Annotated in this window: 21 protein-coding genes and 2 tRNA genes; 10 read left to right on the top strand and 13 right to left on the bottom strand. The window is 72.5% G+C overall.

Annotated elements, in window-relative coordinates; genetic code table 11:
* Positions 1-130 precede the first annotated feature (130 nt).
* The 7 genes from DMB38_RS22035 to DMB38_RS22005 form a co-directional block, all read right to left on the bottom strand.
* Positions 131-1,024, bottom strand: coding sequence for a DUF1396 domain-containing protein (locus DMB38_RS22035; RefSeq protein WP_240662412.1), 894 nt, complete (start codon positions 1,022-1,024; stop codon positions 131-133).
* A gap of 81 nt (positions 1,025-1,105) precedes the next feature.
* Positions 1,106-2,005, bottom strand: coding sequence for a hypothetical protein (locus DMB38_RS22030; protein WP_125936637.1), 900 nt, complete (start codon positions 2,003-2,005; stop codon positions 1,106-1,108).
* A gap of 170 nt (positions 2,006-2,175) precedes the next feature.
* Complete coding sequence (gene rplA, locus DMB38_RS22025) at positions 2,176-2,892, bottom strand: 50S ribosomal protein L1 (protein WP_047017546.1); 717 nt, start codon at positions 2,890-2,892, stop codon at positions 2,176-2,178.
* A gap of 85 nt (positions 2,893-2,977) precedes the next feature.
* The gene (rplK, locus tag DMB38_RS22020) at positions 2,978-3,412 is read right to left on the bottom strand and encodes a 50S ribosomal protein L11 (protein ID WP_018834878.1); all 435 of its coding nucleotides are present in this window, start codon (positions 3,410-3,412) and stop codon (positions 2,978-2,980) included.
* A 177-nt stretch (positions 3,413-3,589) separates the two neighbouring features.
* Positions 3,590-4,504 carry a transcription termination/antitermination protein NusG gene (gene nusG, locus DMB38_RS22015; protein WP_125936636.1) on the bottom strand — a complete coding sequence of 305 codons (915 nt, stop codon included), beginning with the start codon at positions 4,502-4,504 and terminating at the stop codon, positions 3,590-3,592.
* 87 nt (positions 4,505-4,591) lie between these two features.
* A complete protein-coding gene (secE, locus tag DMB38_RS22010; protein WP_027771083.1) occupies positions 4,592-4,864 on the bottom strand; it encodes a preprotein translocase subunit SecE in 273 nt (90 codons plus the stop codon).
* Between the two features lie 106 nt (positions 4,865-4,970).
* Positions 4,971-5,043: transfer RNA gene (locus tag DMB38_RS22005), tRNA-Trp, on the bottom strand.
* Positions 5,044-5,233: 190 nt separating this feature from the next.
* Between DMB38_RS22005 and DMB38_RS22000 the strand changes: the two genes are divergently transcribed.
* Positions 5,234-6,469 carry a pyridoxal phosphate-dependent aminotransferase gene (locus tag DMB38_RS22000; RefSeq protein ID WP_047020283.1) on the top strand — a complete coding sequence of 412 codons (1,236 nt, stop codon included), beginning with the start codon at positions 5,234-5,236 and terminating at the stop codon, positions 6,467-6,469.
* A 152-nt stretch (positions 6,470-6,621) separates the two neighbouring features.
* Positions 6,622-7,788 carry an adenosine deaminase gene (locus DMB38_RS21995; RefSeq protein WP_125936635.1) on the top strand — a complete coding sequence of 389 codons (1,167 nt, stop codon included), beginning with the start codon at positions 6,622-6,624 and terminating at the stop codon, positions 7,786-7,788.
* Here DMB38_RS21995 and DMB38_RS21990 read toward each other — a convergent pair.
* Complete coding sequence (locus tag DMB38_RS21990; protein ID WP_125936634.1) at positions 7,671-8,360, bottom strand: TetR/AcrR family transcriptional regulator; 690 nt, start codon at positions 8,358-8,360, stop codon at positions 7,671-7,673. The two genes, DMB38_RS21995 and DMB38_RS21990, sit on opposite strands and share 118 nt — an antisense overlap.
* 49 nt (positions 8,361-8,409) lie before the next feature.
* Between DMB38_RS21990 and DMB38_RS21985 the strand changes: the two genes are divergently transcribed.
* Entirely contained in the window at positions 8,410-9,150 is a 741-nt protein-coding gene (locus DMB38_RS21985) for an NAD(P)H-binding protein (protein ID WP_125936633.1), read from the top strand.
* Positions 9,151-9,236: 86 nt separating this feature from the next.
* Here DMB38_RS21985 and DMB38_RS21980 read toward each other — a convergent pair whose 3' ends face one another.
* Together DMB38_RS21980 and DMB38_RS21975 are read right to left on the bottom strand one after the other, a co-directional pair.
* Positions 9,237-10,292 (bottom strand): UDP-N-acetylmuramate dehydrogenase, encoded by a 1,056-nt coding sequence (locus tag DMB38_RS21980; RefSeq protein ID WP_125936632.1) that lies wholly within the window; start codon positions 10,290-10,292, stop codon positions 9,237-9,239.
* 10 nt (positions 10,293-10,302) lie between these two features.
* Positions 10,303-11,271 carry a nitroreductase/quinone reductase family protein gene (locus DMB38_RS21975; RefSeq protein WP_125936631.1) on the bottom strand — a complete coding sequence of 323 codons (969 nt, stop codon included), beginning with the start codon at positions 11,269-11,271 and terminating at the stop codon, positions 10,303-10,305.
* Positions 11,272-11,378: 107 nt separating this feature from the next.
* On the opposite strand from DMB38_RS21975, the gene DMB38_RS21970 reads away from it, so the two are divergent.
* Positions 11,379-11,837: a MarR family winged helix-turn-helix transcriptional regulator gene (locus DMB38_RS21970; RefSeq protein ID WP_125936630.1), complete on the top strand. Its 459-nt coding sequence runs from the start codon at positions 11,379-11,381 to the stop codon at positions 11,835-11,837.
* 33 nt (positions 11,838-11,870) lie between these two features.
* Here the strand turns inward: DMB38_RS21970 and DMB38_RS21965 are convergent, their stop codons facing one another.
* Positions 11,871-12,464 carry a DedA family protein gene (locus DMB38_RS21965; RefSeq protein WP_125939186.1) on the bottom strand — a complete coding sequence of 198 codons (594 nt, stop codon included), beginning with the start codon at positions 12,462-12,464 and terminating at the stop codon, positions 11,871-11,873.
* Between the two features lie 223 nt (positions 12,465-12,687).
* On the opposite strand from DMB38_RS21965, the gene DMB38_RS21960 reads away from it, so the two are divergent.
* The 3 genes from DMB38_RS21960 (at position 12,688) to DMB38_RS21950 (ending at position 16,257) form a co-directional block, all read left to right on the top strand.
* Positions 12,688-13,842, top strand: a complete 1,155-nt coding sequence (locus tag DMB38_RS21960) for a histidine kinase (protein WP_125936629.1) — start codon at positions 12,688-12,690, stop codon at positions 13,840-13,842.
* Positions 13,833-14,477: a response regulator transcription factor gene (locus tag DMB38_RS21955; RefSeq protein ID WP_125936628.1), complete on the top strand. Its 645-nt coding sequence runs from the start codon at positions 13,833-13,835 to the stop codon at positions 14,475-14,477. Before DMB38_RS21960 ends, DMB38_RS21955 begins: the two co-directional genes overlap by 10 nt.
* A gap of 163 nt (positions 14,478-14,640) precedes the next feature.
* On the top strand, positions 14,641-16,257 hold the full coding sequence (locus tag DMB38_RS21950; protein WP_240662411.1) for a N,N-dimethylformamidase beta subunit family domain-containing protein: 1,617 nt from the start codon (positions 14,641-14,643) through the stop codon (positions 16,255-16,257).
* Positions 16,258-16,275: 18 nt separating this feature from the next.
* On the opposite strand, the gene DMB38_RS21945 is transcribed toward DMB38_RS21950, so the two are convergent.
* Complete coding sequence (locus DMB38_RS21945; protein ID WP_125936627.1) at positions 16,276-16,872, bottom strand: hypothetical protein; 597 nt, start codon at positions 16,870-16,872, stop codon at positions 16,276-16,278.
* 160 nt (positions 16,873-17,032) lie between these two features.
* Between DMB38_RS21945 and DMB38_RS21940 the strand changes: the two genes are divergently transcribed.
* Positions 17,033-18,337 carry a hypothetical protein gene (locus tag DMB38_RS21940; RefSeq protein ID WP_125936626.1) on the top strand — a complete coding sequence of 435 codons (1,305 nt, stop codon included), beginning with the start codon at positions 17,033-17,035 and terminating at the stop codon, positions 18,335-18,337.
* Between the two features lie 163 nt (positions 18,338-18,500).
* Here DMB38_RS21940 and DMB38_RS21935 read toward each other — a convergent pair whose 3' ends face one another.
* On the bottom strand, positions 18,501-18,989 hold the full coding sequence (locus tag DMB38_RS21935; protein ID WP_164716078.1) for a YajQ family cyclic di-GMP-binding protein: 489 nt from the start codon (positions 18,987-18,989) through the stop codon (positions 18,501-18,503).
* 184 nt (positions 18,990-19,173) lie between these two features.
* On the opposite strand from DMB38_RS21935, the gene DMB38_RS21930 reads away from it, so the two are divergent.
* A tRNA-Tyr gene (locus DMB38_RS21930) sits at positions 19,174-19,255 on the top strand.
* 188 nt (positions 19,256-19,443) lie between these two features.
* Positions 19,444-19,824 carry a DUF2255 family protein gene (locus DMB38_RS21925; protein ID WP_125936624.1) on the top strand — a complete coding sequence of 127 codons (381 nt, stop codon included), beginning with the start codon at positions 19,444-19,446 and terminating at the stop codon, positions 19,822-19,824.
* The last annotated feature ends 114 nt before the right edge of the window (positions 19,825-19,938 follow it).

Here is a 19,938-nt window from a genome sequence, read left to right as displayed (position 1 = left end):
CGCACTCCCCTGCGGGCGTACGGCGGCGGCCAGCGGTCTTTGGCTACAAGCGGGAATCGTACGGCAGCGGCCGACCCGCGGGCAAATCGCCCCCGGGACGGCCGGTCCGTACGCGACGTGGACTCAGGCGCTACGCGCCGCTCCCCGCGTCCGCTTCCTTCATCATGGCGTCCATGTCCGCGGTCTCGGCGGCCGGCGGGGCCTCCACCGTGACGGGCTCGTTGTAGCTCAGGAAGGTCATGGTGGTGTCCAGCGGGCCCTCCTTCGTCTCGGCCTGCATGCGGAACTGCTTGGTGTGGTCCTCGCCGTCGATCCACATGTCCATGGTGAACTCGTCGACGCCCTGCTCCGCCATCTCGTCGATCTGCTCCTGGCGGTCCTTCTTGGTCTTCGCGTCCTTGCCCTCGAGGTCCGCGCGGAGGTCGTCGAGGGTGATCGTGCCGGTGTACCGGGTGGTCCGGACCCCCTCCACCTTCTCCTCGCCGACCCTCTCCAGGTCCTCGGCCGCGTTCATCATCTGGGCTTCCTCGGCGGGGTTGTCGTCCGCCTGCTTCAGCTCCAGCAGCGGGTTCTCGCCGCCGCCCGCCCCGCCGTCCGACATGCCGATCTTCAGCCAGGTCTTGCCGTCCAGCTCGGCCGCGGCCTCGGGGCCGGCATTCATGTACATCGCGTCGTCGACGAGGCGTATCTCCACCTCGCCGCTCTCGTCGGCGGTCGCCCCGTCCACCGTCATCTTCATCTGCATGGCCGGCGGGTCCATGCTGATGGCCCCGGTGCCCTCCATCGTGCCCTCACCGGGGACGTCGCCGGCCATCCGGTACTCGAGGGAGGTGAAGTCCTCCGCCTTCTCCGTGGCCTTGCGGACGGCGGCTGCGGGCGTCACGTCGACCGGCTGGGCGGCGTTCCCGCCCTTCCTGCCGCCCGCCTTGCCGTCTCCGTCGTCGTCGCCGCAGGCGGTGAAGGCGGTCAGGGCGAGGGCGGCCGCGCCGAGCGCGGCTCCGCCCCGTACGAAGGTCGAGCGCATGGTGATCCTTTCCCTCCGGGTACGCGTGTCCCGGGACATGGAGGGGAACACGCTATCGGATACGGGGAAACCGCCCGTCTGTTACTGGATTTCGGTGAAGTCGATGCTCTCCGCCGCGGACGGCTCCTCGACGTTCACGTCGACGCCGTAGTCCGAGTAGTAGACGGTGGTGCTGAACTCGCCGCCCGTCATCTTCCCGGACTCCTCGCGCTTGATCATCAGGTCGTTCTCGTCCACCCAGATGTCGACGGTCTGCGTGGTGACGCCGGAGGCCTCAAGCTGGTCCTCCAGGTCGGAAAGCTGCTGCTCGCTCAGCGTCTTGGAGGACGCGCGCGCCAGGTCGGAGACGTCCACGGTGCCGGAGTAGTGCGTGGTCTGGACGCCGCGCACGTCCTCCTGACCGACCTCCTCGACGTCCTCGGAGGCCAGCAGGAGCTTCACGGCCTGCCCCGGGGTGCTGTTCTGCATCTGGTCCTTCATGTAGTCCCCGGACGGGCCCATGAACTCCGACAGGTCGTCGTAGTCGTAGCGGATCCACTTCTTGTCCGGGTACTGGGTCTGGAACGCGCCCTCGACGCCGGCGTAGTAGGCGTCCGGCAGGTAGCGGGCGTCCAGCGTGCCGTCGTCGTCCATCATCTGGATCGAGGAGGCCATCTGGCCGTCGGTGTACTTGACGGTGGCGGTGCCTATCGCGCCGTCGGCCCAGTCGAGTTCGCCCTCGTTCTCGGTGGTCATCGCCTCGCCCATGACCATGGTGCTCTCGAACTTCGACGACTCCGCGCCGGTGGTCTTCTCGTCGATCGCCTTCAGTGCGGCCTGGGCGCCCCGTATCGTCCCGCTGCCGCCGTTGCCGCCGCCGTCGCCGCCCCCGTTGCCGGAACCGCCGTCACCGCCGCCCGAGTCGGACCCGCAGGCCGCCGCGAACGCGAGCAGCAGCGCCGCCCCCAGAGAGACACTTGCGCGCTTCACGGTCGTGTGCATGGGAATCCCCGCCCCCTCGTGGTGATCGTTCTCGTACGGGCAGGTGTTCTGCCCGTACGGGCCAGTGAACACCAGAAACGGGCCGGACCCGGTGCCCCATGGGCGTTCCGGATCCGACCCGTTGCAGGGCCGTGACAGATGATGCGCGGTTGTCGAACGGGCGGTGCCCGTCAGACCGCGGGCTCCTCCGACAGCAGGTTGCGCACCCGCGCGGGGTCCACCGGGATGCCGGGGCCCATCGTCGTGGTGATCGTGGCCTTCTTGATGTAACGGCCCTTGGCGGCCGACGGCTTGAGCCGCAGCACCTCCTCCAGCGCCGCACCGTAGTTCTCCACCAGCTTCTGCTCGTCGAACGAGGTCTTGCCGATGATGAAGTGCAGGTTGGAGTGCTTGTCGGTGCGGAACTCGATCTTGCCGCCCTTGATCTCGGTGACGGCCTTCGCCACGTCGGGCGTGACCGTGCCGGTCTTCGGGTTCGGCATCAGACCGCGCGGGCCGAGGAACCGGCCGAGGCGGCCGACCTTGCCCATGAGGTCCGGGGTGGCGACGACCGCGTCGAAGTCGAGGCGGCCCTTCTGCACCTCCTCGATCAGCTCGTCGGCGCCGACGATGTCGGCGCCCGCGGCCTCCGCGGCCGCTGCACGGTCACCGGTCGCGAAGACCAGGACCCGGGCGGTCTTGCCGGTGCCGTGCGGGAGGTTCACGGTGCCGCGGACCATCTGGTCGGCCTTGCGCGGGTCGATGCCCAGCCGCATGGCGACCTCGACGGTGCCGTCGAACTTCGTCGTGGACGTCTCCTTGGCGAGGCGGACGGCCTCGAGGGGTGCGTACTGCCGCGTGCGGTCGACCTTGGCGTCGCCGCTGCGGAGTGCCTTGCTGCGCTTCACTGCTGCTCCTGATGTGTCGGTACGGAGTCGTGGTCCGGGCCGGCGCACGGCCCTGCCACAGGGTGCTGCGGGTGGCGCGGGGCGCTCAGCCCTCGACCGTGACGCCCATGGAGCGGGCGGTGCCGGCGATGATCTTCTCGGCGGCGTCCAGGTCGTTGGCGTTGAGGTCGGCCATCTTGGTGGTGGCGATCTCGCGGACCTGGTCGCGGGTGATCTTCGCGACCTTGGTCTTGTGCGGCTCGCCGGAGCCCTTCTCGACGCCCGCGGCCTTGAGGATCATCTTCGCGGCCGGCGGGGTCTTGGTGATGAAGGTGAACGAACGGTCCTCGTAGACCGTGATCTCCACCGGGATGACCCAGCCGCGCTGCGACTCGGTCGCGGCGTTGTACGCCTTGCAGAACTCCATGATGTTCACGCCGTGCTGGCCCAGCGCGGGGCCGACCGGCGGGGCCGGGTTCGCGGCACCGGCCTGGATCTGGAGCTTGATCAGCCCCGTGACCTTCTTCTTCTTGGGAGGCATGTCTCTCCGGGTCCTTGAATGAGAGGTTTTGGGCCTCGATCCGGTGATTTGCCGATCGCCCGGACGGAGGCATACCGCACCACGATAGCCGTCTCGGGTACGGGTCCTGAAACCGAGCAGGTCAGAGCGGCTGTGCAGCCGTCTGACCTGGTCGGAAGCGTGGCGGGCGGGGTGCCCTCAGTCGTTCTTCTGGATCTGGTCGAAGCTCAGCTCGACCGGGGTCTCCCGGCCGAAGATCTCCACCAGGCCCTTCACCTTCTTCGAGTCGGCGTTGATCTCGTTGATCGTCGCCTGCAGCGTCGCGAACGGCCCGTCGGTGACGGTGACCGAGTCGCCCACGGCGAAGTCGAGCACCTGCACCTCGACCTTGCGGGACGGCGCCGGCTTGCCCTCGGCCTCCGCGGCCTCGCGGGCGGCCTTCTCCTCGGCCTCCGGGGCGAGCATGCGGACGATCTCGTCGAGCGTCAGCGGGTACGGGTCGTAGGCGTTGCCGACGAAGCCGGTGACGCCCGGGGTGTTGCGCACGACGCCCCACGACTCGTTCGTCAGGTCCATCCGCACCAGGACGTAGCCCGGGAGCTTGTTCTGGCGGACGTTCCTGCGCTCGCCGTTCTTGATCTGGACGACCTCTTCCTCGGGCACCTCGGCCTGGTAGATGAAGTCCTCGACGTTCAGGGAGACGGCGCGCTGCTCGAGGTTGGCCTTGACCCGCTTCTCGTAGCCCGCGTAGGTGTGGATCACGTACCACTCGCCGGGCAGGCCGCGCAGGTCCTGGCGGAGCGCCTCGACGGGATCGACGGCCTCCTCGGCCTCCTCGGCGGCTTCGTCGGTCTCGTCGGCCTTCTCGTCCGCGTCCGCGGCGGCCTCGTCGCCGACAGTCTCGTCGCCGGCCTCGGCCTCGTCCGCCTCGCCGGCCGCGCTCTCGGCGCCGTCCTCGGCCTGCTCGGTGGCGGCCTCGGCTTCCCCGGCGTCTTCGCGTCCGGCCGCCACCGCCGCCGTCTCGGCCGCCTCCACCTGCTCGGCAGGCTCAGCCTGCGCAGCGCCGGCGACCTCGTCGGTCGCGACTGCGTCGTTCAGGTTCGGGTCAGACACGGTAGCTGCTTCTTCCTGGCTCAAAAGGGGATGTGCACATGCAGTCGCCTACCTTACGTACCTTACGGGGCGGCGTACGCGAATCGGTCAGCCGAAGACGTACTGCATGAGTTCGGTGAACCCGAAGTCGATCACCGTCACGATGCCGATCATGACCACCACGAAGATGATCACGACGGTCGTGTACGTCGTGAGCTGGTTCCGCGTCGGCCAGACGACCTTGCGCAGCTCCGCGACGATCTGGCGGTAGAAGAGCGCCAGGCGGGCGAACGGGCCCTTCCGGCCGCGCTTGCCGCCGCGGCGAGCGGGTCGCGCGTCGCCTTCGGGGCGGTCAGGCGTCGCGGTGGAGGCTTCCGTCACTCGTCCCTCACCTGGATCCCGGTTCGTTGACCTGCCGCGCCCGGTGGTGCAGCACGGCGGGGCTGCTGTGAACTGCGTACGCACCCCCTGAAGGGGATGCGCGTAGCAGGGCCGGAGGGACTTGAACCCCCAACCGCTGGTTTTGGAGACCAGTGCTCTACCAATTGAGCTACGACCCTTTGTGTCATCCCAACCTAACGCATTCCTGCAGGGGCTTCACGAGCGCGTGCAAGATCTGCACCAGGGCTGGCACGGTGGTTGAGTGTACGGGTTTCACGCCCCGCCGTCGAACGAGTACGCCGCGCGCCCCGCGTACGAGCCGTGCAACCCACGTGCCCGGCCCCCCGCCCGTCTGGAACGATGGGCGTCATGACCGCTGCAAACACCGCGTCCCAGTCCCCGACCGAACGACGGGTGTCGGCCCGCGTCGGCGCCATCTCCGAGTCCGCGACGCTCGCCGTGGACGCCAAGGCCAAGGCCCTGAAGGCGGCCGGCCGGCCGGTGATCGGCTTCGGCGCCGGCGAGCCCGACTTCCCGACGCCCGACTACATCGTCGAGGCCGCGATCGCAGCGTGCACCAACCCGACGTACCACCGCTACACGCCCGCAGGCGGGCTCCCCGAGCTGAAGGCCGCCATCGCCGCGAAGACCGCGCGCGACTCGGGGTACGAGGTGGAGCCGGCCCAGGTGCTCGTCACCAACGGCGGGAAGCAGGCGATCTACGAGTCGTTCGCCGCCCTGCTCGACCCGGGCGACGAGGTCATCGTCCCGACGCCGTACTGGACCACCTACCCCGAGTCGATCCGGCTGGCCGGCGGCGTGCCCGTCGACGTGGTCGCCGACGAGACCACGGGCTACCGGGTCTCCGTCGAGCAGCTCGAAGCCGCGCGCACCCCGCGCACGAAGGTGCTGCTCTTCGTCTCCCCGTCCAACCCGACCGGCGCGGTCTACGCCCGCGAGCAGGTCGAGGCGATCGGCCGCTGGGCCGCGGAGCACGGGCTGTGGGTGCTGACCGACGAGATCTACGAGCACCTGGTGTACGGGACCGCCGAGTTCCACTCGCTGCCGGTGGTGGTGCCGGAGCTGCGCGACAAGTGCGTCGTCGTCAACGGCGTGGCCAAGACGTACGCGATGACCGGCTGGCGGGTCGGCTGGGCCATCGGCCCGAAGGACGTGATCAAGGCCGCGGCGAACCTGCAGTCGCACGCCACGTCCAACGTCTCCAACGTCGCCCAGGCCGCCGCGCTGGCGGCCGTCTCCGGCGACCTGGACGCGGTGGCGAAGATGCGCGAGGCGTTCGACCGGCGGCGCAGGACGATCGTGCGGATGCTGAACGAGATCGAGGGCGTGGAGTGCCCCGAGCCGGAGGGCGCGTTCTACGCGTACCCGTCCGTGAAGGGGCTGCTCGGCAAGGAGATCCGCGGCCGGCGGCCGGCGAACTCGGTGGAGCTGGCCGAGGTGATCCTGGAGGAGGCCGAGGTCGCGGTGGTCCCGGGTGAGGCGTTCGGGACGCCGGGGTACCTGCGGCTGTCGTACGCGCTGGGCGACGAGGACCTGGTCGAGGGCGTCTCGCGGATGCAGAAGCTGCTGGCGGAGGCGGAGTAGAGCCTATGCTGGCCTAGTAGCGTCACTAGACTGACGGCATATGCCACTGACCCGTACACCACATGCGGGGCTTGCCCGGACAACCGTCCGGGCAAGCCCTCGTTCGTAGGTGCCGGTGTCGCCGCCCCCCGCGGATGCGGCAAGATCTCTCCATGGAGCACGACCACCGCGCCGCCGCACGAGACGTACGCCGCCTGCCGAAGGCACATCTCCACCTGCACTTCACCGGCTCCATGCGCTCCGCCACGCTCATCGAGCTGGCCGGGAAGTACGGCGTGCACCTGCCCGAGGCGCTGAGCAGCGGCGAGCCGCCCAAGCTGCGCGCGACCGACGAGCGCGGCTGGTTCCGCTTCCAGCGTCTGTACGACCTGGCCCGCTCCTGTCTGCGTACGCCCGAGGACATCCAGCGGCTGGTGCGCGAGGCCGCGGAAGAAGACCTCGCGGACGGTTCGGGGTGGCTGGAGATCCAGGTCGATCCCACCTCGTACGCGCCCCGCCTCGGCGGGCTGATCCCGGCGCTGGAGATCATCCTCGACGCGGTCGAGACCACGGCCAGGGACACCGGCCTCGGGATGCGCGTGCTGGTCGCCGCGAACCGGATGAAGCACCCGCTGGACGCCCGCACCCTCGCCCGGCTCGCCGTGCGCTACGCGGACCGCGGCGTCGTCGGCTTCGGGCTCTCCAACGACGAGCGCCGCGGCTTCGCCCGCGACTTCGACCGCGCCTTCGCCATCGCCCGCGACGGCGGCCTGCTGGCCGCCCCGCACGGCGGCGAGCTGGCGGGCCCGGCGAGCGTCCGCGACTGCCTGGACGACCTGGACGCGCGCCGCATCGGGCACGGCATCCGCGCCGCCGAGGACCCGCGGCTGCTGTCGCGGCTCGCGGCGGCGGGGGTGACGTGCGAGGTGTGCCCGTCGTCGAACGTCGCCCTGGGGGTGTACGAGCGGCCGGAGGACGTGCCGCTGCGGGCGCTGTGGGACGCGGGGGTGCCGATGGCGCTGGGGGCGGACGACCCGCTGCTCTTCGGCTCGCGGCTGGCGGCGCAGTACGAGCTGGCGCGTACGCACCACGGGTTCACGGACGAGGAGCTGGCGGAGCTGGCGCGGCAGTCCGTACGGGCCTCGGTGGCGCCTGAGGACGTGCGGCGGAGGCTGCTGGCGCGGGTGGACGACTGGCTGTCGGGAGAGCCGGAGGCCGGCCGTCAGGCGGCCGGCGGCGCCGCGGGCGGGGTCGCCGGGGGTGCGGCTGCCGCGGACGGCGGGGCGAGCGCGGCCCAGAGCGTACGGGACAGCGCCGCGGCGAAGTCGTCCGCCGGCTGAACCGCCGCGGGCCCGCCGAAGGCCACGAAGAACGCCCGCTGGAAGCACGCGCCGAGCAGCATCCCCGCCGCGGCCCGCGGGTCCGCGTCGGCGCGGATCCGGCCGCGCTCGCGCTCCCGGAGCAGGTAGTCGGTGAGCGCGTCGCCCGCCTCGTACGGCCCCTTGCGCCCGACCGCGGCGAGTGCTTCGGCGAACCGCGTGAGCAGCCCCGGCTCGGCGAGCAGCGCGCCCACCATGGGCAGCATCTCCTCGTAGAAGTCCGCGGCCTTGCGGGCGACGGCCGTCAGGCGCTCCTCGACGCCGCGGGCGCCCGGCCCGACGGCGTCCTCGGCGTCCTGGTCATCGTCGGCCAGCTCGGTGAAGAGCGTGGTCAGGCGGGGCAGCCGCTCGATGAGGACGCGGAGGAAGATGTCCTCCTTGTTGACGAAGTGCTTGTAGAGCAGCGCCTCCGAACAGCCCGCCTCGCGCGCGATCTCCTTGGTGGTCGCGTGGACGAACCCGGCGGTGCGGATGAGCCGCTCCGCGGCGTCGACGATGCGCTCCGGAGCCGGTCTTGACGGCGACGTGGGCATTCACTCACCCTAACAGGGGGTGGGTGAGTACCCACTTACGGGAGGGACCATGAAGCTCACGGTCTTGGGCGCGTCCGGCGGGACCGGCCGGGAGGTCGTCCGGCAGGCGCTCGCCGCCGGGCACGAGGTGACGGCAGTGGTGCGCAAGGGGGCGCGGAGCCTGGCCGCGGTGGCGGGCGCGGACCCCGGGAGCGGCGCGGCATCGGGCGGGAAGGGCCGTGGCGCGGCGGACGGCCCGGACCGGGGCGGACAGGGCGGCGGGCGCGGGCGGCTGACGGTGATGACCGTCGAGGACCTGACGAACCCCGTGGCCCTCGGCCCCGTCGTCAGGGGCCGCGACGCGCTGCTGTTCTGCCCCGGGCTGCCGGGCGGCGGCCGGCCCACGGGCCGCCTCGGCGCCGCCGCGCACGCGCTGGTACGGGCCGCGCGGGCGGCGGGCGTACGGCGGCTGCTGGTCGTCAGCACGGCGCCGGTCGGACCGCTGCCGCCGGACGAGGGAGTGCTGGGGCGGGCGGTGTCGCCGGTGCTGCGGACGCTCTTCAAGGACGTGTACGCGGAGGCCGCCGCGATGGAGTCGGAGCTGGCGCACAGCGGTCTCGACTGGACGGTGCTGCGACCGGGCAAGCTGACGAACCGGCGCGGCAAGGGGCGCTACCGGCGCCGGGTCGGCGGCAACGTGCCCGGTACGGGGACGCTGGCGCGGGCGGACCTGGCGCGGGCGGTGCTCGACCTGGTGGACGACCCGGCGGTGCGGGGGCGGACGGTGGGGCTCGGGTCGGCGCGGGGGTGAGGGCCCGTACGGCCGCCGCGGGCTGACGCCGGACCGCCGGCTGCGGGCAGACGCCGATCGTCGCCGCGGGCAGGGGCCGGCCGTCGCTACAGGCTGACGCCGACCGTCACCGGCTCGTTGACCAGCGTGACGCCGAAGGCGTCCCGTACGCCGTCGCGCACCTCGCGGGCGAGCGCGAGCAGGTCTTCCGTCGTCGCCGAGCCGCGGTTGGTCAGGGCCAGGGTGTGCTTGCTGGAGATGCGGGCCGGACCCGTCCCGTAGCCGCGGGTGAAGCCGGCGTGGTCGATGAGCCAGGCCGCGGACGTCTTCGTGCGCCCCTCCCCCGCCGGGAACGCGGGCGGGCGGGCGTCGGGGCCGAGGCGGTCGGCGACGCGGGCGAGGAAGGCGGCGTGCGCCTGCTCGTCGAGGATCGGGTTGGTGAAGAAGGAGCCCGCCGACCACGTGTCGTGGTCCTCCGGGTCGAGCACCATGCCTTTGCCCGCGCGCAGCTTCAGCACCGCGTCCCGCGCCTGGGCGGCCGGCACCCGCTCGCCGGGCGCGACGCCGAGCATGCGCGCCGTCTCCCCGTACCGGATGGGCGCGGAGAGGCCGCCCTCGTCGGCGAGCCGGAAGCGGACGCGCAGCACGACGAAGCGGTCGGGGTCGGCCTTGAAGCGGCTGTGCCGGTACGAGAAGCCGCAGTCGGCGCCGGGGACGGTGACGGTCTCGCCGGTGGTGCGGTCGTACGCGACGACCTCGGTGATCGTCTCCGCGACCTCCTGGCCGTACGCCCCGACGTTCTGGATCGGCGTCGCCCCGGCCGAGCCGGGGATGCCGGCGAGGCATTCGACGCCGGCGAGCCCCGCGTCGACGGTGCGGGCGACGGCGTCGGACCAGTTCTCCCCCGCGGCCAGTTCGAGCGCGGTGCCGTCGAGGTCGAAGCCGGTGGTGGCGATGCGCAGCGCGGTGCCGGGGAAGCCGGCGTCGGCGACGACGAGGTTGCTGCCGCCGCCGACGACCAGCAGCGGTGTCCCGGCGGCGTCGGCCGCGCGCACGGCCTCGACCACCTCGGCGTCGGTCGTCGCGGTGACGAGCCGGGCGGCGGGGCCGCCGAGGCGGAGGGTGGTCAGCGGGGCGAGGGGGGCGTCGTGGCGTACCTGCACGAGGCCAAGGTTACGGGCCGGGGGTGACAGCGCGCGTAGGCGGTGCCGGGAGGCCGAGGGCGGGGAGCAGCTCGCGCTCCTCGTACGCGAAGTGGGCGTCGAGGCGGGCGGCGAGGGCGCGCAGCTCGGCGCGGACGGGGGCGGCGGCGGGAGCGGCAGCGGCTTGCGGCGCGGCGGCGGCCAGGTCGCGTACGCGCTCCAGCATCGCGGTGACGTCGCGGTGCTCCTCGCGGATGCGGGCGACGGCGGGGGCGAGGTGGGGGAACTGCCGCTCCATGGCGCCGAGTGCGCCGTCTTCCGCGCCGTGGTGCTCTTCGAGGGAGCCGCAGTAGGCGAGGCAGTGGCGGCGGAGGTCGCGGAGGGCGGGGTCCCGGGCGGTGTCCGCGGAGGCGCCTTCGGCGGCGGCCAGCACGCCTGCCAGCTCGCGGCGCAGCTCTTCGTGCGCCTTGAGCAGTTGTTCCCCGGCGGCCAGGCGGCGCTGCGGGTCGGCGAAGGGGTTGGGGTCGGGATCGGCGGCGGGGTCGGGGGCGGGGTGCAGGGCGACGACGGGGATGGTGCGGGCGGTGGCGCGCTCGTACGCGGCGAAGGCGGGGTCGAGTCCGGCCTGCACCGCGTACATCCGGTCGCGCTCCGCGGCGGGCAGCGGGACCGCGTCGGCCTCGTACGCCGTCGTGCCGCCGGGGGCGTCGGCGTCGCGGATCTCGACGGTGACGCGGGGGTGGGCGAGGAGGTTGTGGTACCAGGCGGGGTGGTGGTCGGCGCCGCCGTTGGAGCCGAAGACGAGGAGGCGGGCGCCGTCGCGGAGGTAGACGACGGGGTTGGTGCGGCGGGTGCCGCTGCGGGCGCCGGTGGTGGTGAGCAGCACGAGGGGTGCGCCCTCGAACATGCCGCCTACGCGGCCGCCGTTCGCCCTGAACTCCTCGATGACCAGCCGGTTGAACTCCGCCGGGCTGGGCGGCTGCTGCTGCTCGGTCGTCACGGGGACCGCCTCTCGCGCTCGCGGGTAGCATCGCGCTCACGCCGTAGGAGATTTTGCTTTGAAAGCAAAGAAGCTTTGATCATAAAGCTAAAGAAGGGAGCGCCGCGGTGTCAACCGCAGGGCCGGACGTCGACGACGCCATCCGTACGCTGCTGCTGCTCATGCCGCGCATGGTCGGGCGCGCGAAACGGCTGCCCGTCCCCGCGGAGCTGCAGTCCCTCGCCCTCGCCCCGCGGCACCTCTCCCTCCTCGCCTACCTGCTCTTCGACGGCGAGTCGAGCGTCAACGAGCTGGCCGAGCGGCTGGAGGTGGCCCCGACGACCGTGAGCCTCATGGTCGGCGAGCTGAGCCGCAAGGGCGTCCTGGAGCGGCGCGAGGACCCGGCGGACCGGCGGCGGAAGCTGGTCAGCATCACGGCGGCGTGGCGCCCGGCGATCGACGGCTGGCTGGGGCGGAGCGCGGCGGCGTGGCGGCTGGCGCTGGGGCCGCTCACGGCGGCCGAGCGGCGGACGTTCGTGGAGACGCTGACGGCGTACGAGCGGCACCTGGGCGGCGACCCGTCGTAGGGCCGGACGCCGGAGCGGTACGGGCTACGCGCCCTAGCGCGGCGCCCGGTGGCGGCCGCGTCCCGCGGTCACGGCCCGCAGGGTGAAGAAGAGCACCACCGCGAGGGCGACGACGCCCAGGACCACCTTGGAGTACACGCCGACCAGGTCGCTGATCTCGTGCCAGCGCGAGCCCAGCCAGTAGCCGGCGAGGACGAACACCGTGTTCCACAGCGCGCTGCCCGCGGCCGTGAGGCCGAGGAAGACCGGCACCCGCATCCGTTCGACGCCCGCGGGCACCGATATGAGGCTGCGGAAGATCGGGATCATGCGGCCGAAGAAGACCGCCTTCGTGCCGTGCCGGAGGAACCACGCCTCCGTACGCTCGATGTCGCGCACCTTGAGCAGCGGCAGCTTCGCCGCCAGCGCGACGGTCCGCTCGCGGCCGAGGAGCGCGCCCACCCAGTAGAGCGCGAGGGCACCGACGACGGAGCCGATGGTGGTCCAGACGAGGACCGCCGCCAGGTTCAACCCGCCCTGGCTGGCCGTGAATCCGGCGAGCGGGAGGATGACCTCGCTGGGCAACGGCGGGAAGAGGTTCTCCAGCGCGATGGCCAGCCCGGCCCCCGGCGCCCCGAGATCCTCCATGAGCCCGGCGGCCCACCCGGCGACGCCACCGCTGGGCGGCTCTCCCGCAGCGATTCCGATCATGGCGATGACGTTACGTGGCCGGTCCGGCAACCGGAATCCGGGGTCCCACCCAGGCCCGTACGGAAAACCGCACCCTCCGGCTGTGCGGGACCGCACCCCCGCGTTCGTGCGGAAAGCCGCAGTGCGCACCTCCCCCGCCCGCGGTTAGCGTGACCGCATCATGCGTCCGATCCTGCTCCGCCGCCTGCGTACCGCGGCGGGGGTCCTCACCGGCGGCCTCACCGCCCTCGTCGAGCTGCCGCTGGCCGCCCTCTGCGGGCTGTGGCTCCTCGCCGCCTGGCCGTGGCAGGCCGCGGCCGGCGGCGCCCCGCGCGCGACGCGCCTCCCGTACGCGGCCGCCGCCCGGCTGGCGACGGCGGAGCGCGCGCGCATGACGTACTTCTACGGCAGCGAACTCGCCCCGCCCCGCGCCACCCCCCGCGCGCTGCAGTACCTCGCGCTGCGCTGGGGCGTCGGCGCACTCGGCGGCGCGGTGCTCCTGACGGCGCTGATCGGCGCGTTGTACGGATCGACGCTGTTGTGGATCTGGTTCGTCGCGCGGGACGCCAACCCCTTCGTCATGCTCGCCTCCGGCCTCGGCGGCCTGTTCCTCCTCTTCCTCTCCGTCCAGGGCGTGGAGAGCGTCGCCGCGCTCGACAACCACCTCGCCCACCGCTTCCTCGGTCCCAGCCCCGCCGACCTCCTCCAGCGCCGCATCGGCGAACTCGCCGCCACCCGCGCCGGGATCGTGGCCGCCGTCCACGACGAGCGCCGCCGCATCGAACGCGACCTCCACGACGGCGTACAGCAGCGGCTCGTCGTCCTCGGCCTGCTCCTGGGCCGCGCCCGGCGCACCGGGGCCGCCGACCCGGACAAGGCGCGGGACCTGCTCCGCCAGGCCCACGAACAGTCCCAACTGGCGCTCACCGACCTGCGCGAGGTCGCCTGGCACGTCTATCCGGCGGCGCTGGACGACACGGGCCTGCGCGCCGCGCTGGAGGCGCTGGCGGAGCGCTCGGAGCTGCCCGTACGGATCGACTACGCGCTCGCGGACCCGCTGCCGGAAGCGGTCCGTACGGTCGCGTACTTCACCGTCTCCGAGGCCGTCACGAACGCGATCAAGCACGCGTCCGCCACGCTCGTGACCGTACGGCTGACGCGGGATGCGACCATGGCGCGGGTGAGCATCGAGGACGACGGCACGGGCGGCGCGGACCCCGGCGGCGGCGGTCTGCTGGGCCTCGCCCGCCGCGTCGCCGCCCTCGACGGCCGGCTCGCCGTCTCCAGCCCGCCCGGCGGGCCCACCACCGTCACCGCGGAGCTGCCGTGCGCGTAGTGCTGGCCGACGACTCGACACTCCTCCGCGAGGGCCTCGCCCGCCTCCTCGCCGACGAGGGCCACGAGGTCACCGCCGCAGTCGGCGACGCCCCGGCCCTGGTCGCGGCCGTCGCCGCCGACCCGCCGGACGTCGCGGTCGTCGACGTCCGCATGCCGCCCGGCCACTCCGACGACGGCCTGCGCGCGGCGCTGGAGATCCGCGAACGGTGGCCGGAGACGGGGGTGCTGGTGCTGTCGCAGTACGTCGAGCGGCGCTACGCCACCGAGTTGGTCACCGGCAGCACGGGCGGCATCGGCTACCTGCTGAAGGACCGCGTGGTCCAGGTCGACGAGTTCCTCGACGCCCTCGACCGCGTGGCCGCGGGCGGCACGGCCCTCGACCCCGAGGTCGTCCGCCGCCTCCTGGCCCACAGCACCCGCACGGACCCCCTGGACCGCCTGACGCCGCGCGAACGCGAGGTCCTGGACCGCATGGCCCAGGGCCACACCAACGCCACGATCGCCGCCCGCCTGCACGTCTCGCAGAGCGCGGTGGAGAAGCACGTCAACGCGATCTTCGACAAGCTCGACCTGGGCCACACGCAGGGCTACAGCCGCAGAGTCCTGGCCATCCTGCGCTACCTGGAGCCGTGAGCCCGGGGGCACCGCCGTTGCCGTCGTCGTCTCCGTCGGCTCCGCCGTCACCGTCGGCTCCGTCACCTCCGTACGGACTCGGCACGCCGGGCGGAACGCGGGCCGCCGTGCGACGCTGCCGCTGGGGAGGTGGCGGCGGACGGGCCGGACGTACGGAGGCGACATGGGCCCTGGCGGACAGGAGACACCGCGGCACGGCGCGGCAGACGGGCCGGGGCTGCGCCGCAGGACCCTGCTGAAGGCGGGCGCCGGGCTCGTCCCCGCGATCGCCGGCGCCTGCGGCGCCCCCGCCACCGGCGAAGGGGACGCGTCGTCCGCACGCCGCCCCGAGGAGGAGCGGGACCGGTCGGGGACCTCCGACTGGCGTATCCGCTCCCAGGGTCCCGCGGCAGCCGTCGCCGCGTATGCCGACCGGGTGAGCGTGACGCCGGGCGAGGAGTGCGGCCTGTACGTGTCGACGACCGCCCCGTCCTTCAAGGTGTCGGCCTTCCGCATCGGCTGGTACGGCGGGGCGGGGGCGCGGCTGGTGTGGTCGTCCGGGCGGGTACGGGGCCGGGCCCAGTCCGGGCCCCGGCTGCTGTCCGGTACCCGTACGATCCGGGCGGAGTGGCGGCGCACGATGAGCCTGGACACGGAGGGCTGGCCGGAGGGCGCGTATCTGCTGCGGCTCGACACCCGGGACGGCCACCAGCGCTACGTCCCGCTGGTCGTGCGCTCGGAGCGGGGCGAGGGCCGGACGGTGCTGATGCACGCGCCCGCGACCTGGCAGGCGTACAACCGGTGGGGCGGCTACAACCTCTACGAGGGCGCCTCCGGTTCGTACGAGAAGCGGTCGCTGGCCGTGAGCTACGACCGGCCCTACGACCGGGACGGCGCGGAGAAGTTCATGGTGTACGAGCGGCCGCTGGTGGTCCTCGCCGAACGGCTCGGCATCCCGCTGGCGTACACGACCGGCAACGACGTGCACCGCGACCCGCGGGTGCTGCGCGGGGCCGCCGCGGTCGTCTCCCTGGGCCACGACGAGTACTGGACCCCGCGGCAGCGCCGGCACCTCACCGAGGCCCGCGACGCCGGCACCAACGTGGCCTTCCTGGGCGCGAACACCTGCTACCGCCGCATCCGCCTCGAAGAGGACAGGGTGGTCTGCTACAAGTCCTCCTTCAAGGACGACCCCTGCTACACCACCCGCCCCGCCGCGGTGACCGCCGACTTCCGCCAGGACCCCGAGCCCGATCCGGAGTCCTCGCTGACGGGCGTGCTCTACGAGGGCTACCCGACGGACGCCCCGTATGTCGTCCACACCGCGGGCCACTGGCTCTACGAGGGAACGGGCGTACGCCGCGGCGACCGCTTCGACCACCTCGTCGGCGTCGAGTACGACCGGGTCACCCCGGAGTCGCCGCACCCGGAGTCCATCGAGATCACCGCGCACTCCCCCCTGGTGTGCAACGGCCGCCGCAGCAGCAGCGATTCGGCGTACTACACCGTGCCGGGCGGCGCGGGCGTCTTCGCGACCGGCACCATGCGCTGGGTGGAGGCCCTGACGGCCCGGACGCCCCACGCGGGCCGCGTCCACGGCATGGACGCCCGCACCCGTACCTTCGTCACCCGCACCACCGAAAACCTCCTGCACGCCTTCGCCGAGGGCCCCGCCGCCCGCCACCGGCCGAAGCCGGACCCGAACGTGAAGGAGATGTACGAGAAAGGCAGACTGCGCGACCCCCGCAGGCTGCTGAGGCCCGGGTTCCGGGGCGTCCCGGCAGGGGAAGCCCGTACCTGACGGCGCGGGAGGGGACCGTCAGATCCCGGAGGCCACCAGGTTCGGCTCGCCCGCCACCGCCAGGCGCCGGTGCCGGCCCTCGCCGAAGAGCTCGCCGATCACCATCCCCGGAGACTCGATCGGCTCGGTGCGCCCCCGCAGCGCCACCCGCACCCGCCACTGCTCGCGGCGATGCTCCACGAGCACGTCCGCCCATTCGCGTGAGGGAACCACCACTCCGCGGAGCGCGGGGCCGCCTTCGGGCCCGTACTCCCTGAACGCATGGACGAACGGGAGCTCGGCGAGCAGCCACGCCACATGCGCCCACGCAGGCGAGGCGGGCAGCGGCGCCCACTCCGCTCCGGCCCGCTCGCGGTCGTCGGCGGGCACGGCACCGGCCTCGCCGACCGGGACCAGCGGATCCGGCTCGGGCACCTTGCGGAAGGCGAACGTCTGGCCGACGGCGTCCGCGCGCGTCAGCTCGATGCCGAGCGGACCGCCCTTGAACGCCATGTCCGAGACCTGCCGGAAGAACGCGGAGACCGCCTGATCCCGCGCCTCCGCCGCCCCGCCCCCGGCCTCCGGCCCGTCCAGCGGCCGGTACGAGCCCAGGTATCCGATCCGGCTCCCGCCCATACCTCTCCTCCCCCTTCGTCCGGGTCGATTCTGCCGGAAGGCGGCGGTCCGCCGGTGGCCGGCGAACTTCCCTGCCGCGCAGGCATGCACGAGGTTTGCGGCCCGTCAGCCGCGGTGCCATTGTGATGCGTTCGGTCGAGTAAGGAATGGGGGGCGCTGAATGCGTGCGACGAGGTGGATCGCCTGCGCGGCGGTGGTGGTGGCGTTACTGGCGGGCTGCTCGGACTCCGGAGAGGACGAGGGGAACCCCGGGGCGAAGGACGGCAAGCGCACCGGCCGGTCGCCGAGCGCCGAGGCGACGCCGCCCGGCACCCAGCTGGACGTGCCGGCGCTGTACGACACGGGGCGCGGCTGGGAGTCGACGGAGGAGGGCACGCAGTTGCCGCTCCCGCGGACCGGCGCGGTGGCGGTGTACTGGGAGCGGCCGGGCGAGGGTGGACCCGACGAGTACGGCTTCACGGTCCTGGACGCCGCAACGGGCGAGAAGCGGTGGAGCAGCGTCCCCGTCAGCCCGCTGGAGAGTACGGACCTGCCGTACATTAGGGCGACCGTGGACGGCAAGGAGTATCTGGCCCTCTGGTCGTCCGGCACCACGGACGACGATGCCATCAACCGCGGCAAGGAGGTCGTCGCCCTCGACATCTTCCCGGCGGATGCGTCCGGTGACGGCGTACGACCGGTCCACGTCGAGGTGGACGGCGAGGGCAAGGTCCGCGACGGCGGGGCCGGCCTGCTGGTGCAGAGCGGCGACGACACCGTGGTGGCCGTCGACCCGGCGACCGGGGACACCACCGAGTACAGCCTCAACGACCAGGAGCCGCCGGCCGACTGCCCCGAATGTGAGAGCAGTTGGCAGGTGAAGGGGCTCACGGACGACGGTCTGCTCATCGGCACCAGCATCGACATCGACTACAACGGTTTCTGGGTCCCCGGCGCCTGGACCTCCGCCGACCTCCGGCCGAAGGGGGTCGCCCCGGGGGAACCGTCCGGTGTCCAGGTCATCTCGGACGACCTCCTCGTCGTCGACTGGGGCCAGGAGCGGAACTCCGAGGCGATCGTGTGGAGCGCCGTCGACAGTTCCTCCGGCAAGACGCTCGCCACGGTCCGCTGCGAGGGAGACACCACCCCGGGCGACCACCACCTGTCGTCCAACGGCCGGTATCTCGCCCACGGGGGCCGGGTGTTCGACCTGGAGAAGGGCACAGGCGTCTGCTACGAGCGCACCGACAGCACCAACGCGGTCGAGTTCCGGCTCGCCACCGACGAGGGCGTGGTGTACGGGAACGCCATCGGCTCCGAGGGGTTCATCTCCTCGGAGGATCCGGTGCAACTCGACATGAGGACCGGCAAGATCGAGGAGTTCGAGGACGTCACCATCGACTTCCCCTTCGGCGACACCGCCGGCTTCGGCCTCTTCTGGGACGAGGCGTCGAGGACGATGGTCGCGTACCCGCACACGAACTGACCCCCAGCGCGGCCCGCCCCGCAGCGGTGCCGGAGGACGCGACGATGCGCGCCCTCCGGCACCGCTGCGCCACGCTGATCAGGCACCGGGAGAGGGCGAAGACGCCTCCGGCCTCACGCCCATGAGCCGCCCGAACGGGATCGTCGCAGGTCAGCGGCGCACCTTAACGGTAGTTGACGAACTGGACGGCGAAGTCGAGGTCCTTGCCCTTGATGAGGTTGATGACCTCCTGGAGCGAGTCCCGGCTCTTGGAGGTCACCCGCAGCTCGTCCCCCTGCACCTGGGCCTTGACCCCCTTGGGCCCCTCGTCGCGGACGATCTTCGCGAGCTTCTTCGCGTCGTCCTGGGAGATGCCCTCCTTGACGGTGGAGTACAGCTTGTACTCCTTCCCGGACGCCTGCGGCTCCCCCGACTCCAGAGCCTTCAGCGAGATCCCCCGCTTGACCAGCTTGGACTGGAAGATGTCCAGCACGGCCTTGGCCCGCTCCTCGGCGTTGGCCCGGATCTCGATCCGCTCCCCGGACCAGGCGATGGAGGCGCCGACGCCCTTGAAGTCGTAGCGCTGCGAGATCTCCTTGGCCGCCTGGTTGAGAGCGTTGTCGACCTCCTGCCGATCGACCTTCGAGACGATGTCGAAACTGGAGTCGGCCATCTTCGGTGCGCTCCTCGTGCACTGGTTCCCTGGTACCGCACCCCGGTCCCCGGGGCCGTAGCCCAGCCTAGCCACCCCACCCGACCCACGAGCCCCACAACCGAGTGGCGAACCACCCCCGGCCATCGGGTATGGTTGACGACGTTGCCGGGCGGCCCAGCGGCCGGACCAGGCGACATTCCCAGGCGGTGTGCCCGAGTGGCCAAAGGGAGCAGACTGTAAATCTGCCGGCTCAGCCTTCCCAGGTTCGAATCCTGGCGCCGCCACACCTGGAGAAGGGCCCGTGACCAGCATGCATGCTGGGCGGGCCCTTTCGCATTCCCCCTCTCCGCGCTAAGTGCCGCGTTCCGGCCAGGCGTTGTGCCGTGGTGCTCGATTGGCTCTCGTGGGGGTGCGTGGGGCGGGTGGTTTGTTTAGGTTTGGGCTGTATGGGGCTCGGAGCGGAGGGACCTCTATGGCCGGTTGGACGGATGACGAGCTTGAGCGGATCGAGAGTGCCGAGGAGTTGAACCTGCAGTCGTTGCGGGGCGACGGCACTCTGCGGGACCCCGTGACCATGTGGGTCGTACGGGACGGGGACGACGTCTACGTGCGGTCCGTGAAGGGGGCGCAGGGGCCGTGGTTCCGGGGGACTCGGTCGCGGCTGGAGGGGCGGATCCGGGCGGGGGGCGTCGACAAGGACGTCGCCTTCGTGGACGTGGGGGACGGGGGCGAGACCACGTCGCGGTTGGATGCCGCGTACCGGGCGAAGTACGGGCGCTATCCCGCCGACATCTTCGGCAGCGTCGTGACGCCGCAGGCGCAGGCCGCCACCCTCCGGCTCGTGCCGCGCTGAACCGGGTGCGGGCCCCGCGCCAGGTCCGGGCGCGCCACCGTGCCCGGTCCGGGCGCCGCCCCGTGCCCGGCTCAGGCGCCACCGCCGCGCGTCTCGTCGGGTCGCCCCGGCGGG

The sequence above is a fragment of the Streptomyces sp. WAC 06738 genome (assembly GCF_003945505.1).
Classification (GTDB): Bacteria; Actinomycetota; Actinomycetes; order Streptomycetales; family Streptomycetaceae; genus Streptomyces.
This window is presented reverse-complemented; position numbering and strand designations above follow the sequence as displayed.

Bases quoted from the DNA above. Each gene is read 5' to 3' on its own strand.
- DMB38_RS21965 (WP_125939186.1), bottom strand. From the start codon at position 12,464: ATGGAGGATCTCGGGGCGCCGGGGGCCGGGCTGGCCATCGCGCTGGAG.
- DMB38_RS21925 (WP_125936624.1), top strand. From the start codon at position 19,444: ATGGCCGGTTGGACGGATGACGAGCTTGAGCGGATCGAGAGTGCCGAG.
- DMB38_RS21945 (WP_125936627.1), bottom strand. From the start codon at position 16,872: ATGGGCGGGAGCCGGATCGGATACCTGGGCTCGTACCGGCCGCTGGAC.
- DMB38_RS21935 (WP_164716078.1), bottom strand. From the start codon at position 18,989: ATGGCCGACTCCAGTTTCGACATCGTCTCGAAGGTCGATCGGCAGGAG.
- DMB38_RS22035 (WP_240662412.1), bottom strand. From the start codon at position 1,024: ATGCGCTCGACCTTCGTACGGGGCGGAGCCGCGCTCGGCGCGGCCGCC.
- DMB38_RS21985 (WP_125936633.1), top strand. From the start codon at position 8,410: ATGAAGCTCACGGTCTTGGGCGCGTCCGGCGGGACCGGCCGGGAGGTC.
- DMB38_RS21990 (WP_125936634.1), bottom strand. From the start codon at position 8,360: ATGCCCACGTCGCCGTCAAGACCGGCTCCGGAGCGCATCGTCGACGCC.
- DMB38_RS21940 (WP_125936626.1), top strand. From the start codon at position 17,033: ATGCGTGCGACGAGGTGGATCGCCTGCGCGGCGGTGGTGGTGGCGTTA.
- DMB38_RS22000 (WP_047020283.1), top strand. From the start codon at position 5,234: ATGACCGCTGCAAACACCGCGTCCCAGTCCCCGACCGAACGACGGGTG.
- DMB38_RS21995 (WP_125936635.1), top strand. From the start codon at position 6,622: ATGGAGCACGACCACCGCGCCGCCGCACGAGACGTACGCCGCCTGCCG.
- DMB38_RS22030 (WP_125936637.1), bottom strand. From the start codon at position 2,005: ATGCACACGACCGTGAAGCGCGCAAGTGTCTCTCTGGGGGCGGCGCTG.
- DMB38_RS21950 (WP_240662411.1), top strand. From the start codon at position 14,641: ATGGGCCCTGGCGGACAGGAGACACCGCGGCACGGCGCGGCAGACGGG.
- DMB38_RS21960 (WP_125936629.1), top strand. From the start codon at position 12,688: ATGCGTCCGATCCTGCTCCGCCGCCTGCGTACCGCGGCGGGGGTCCTC.
- rplK (WP_018834878.1), bottom strand. From the start codon at position 3,412: ATGCCTCCCAAGAAGAAGAAGGTCACGGGGCTGATCAAGCTCCAGATC.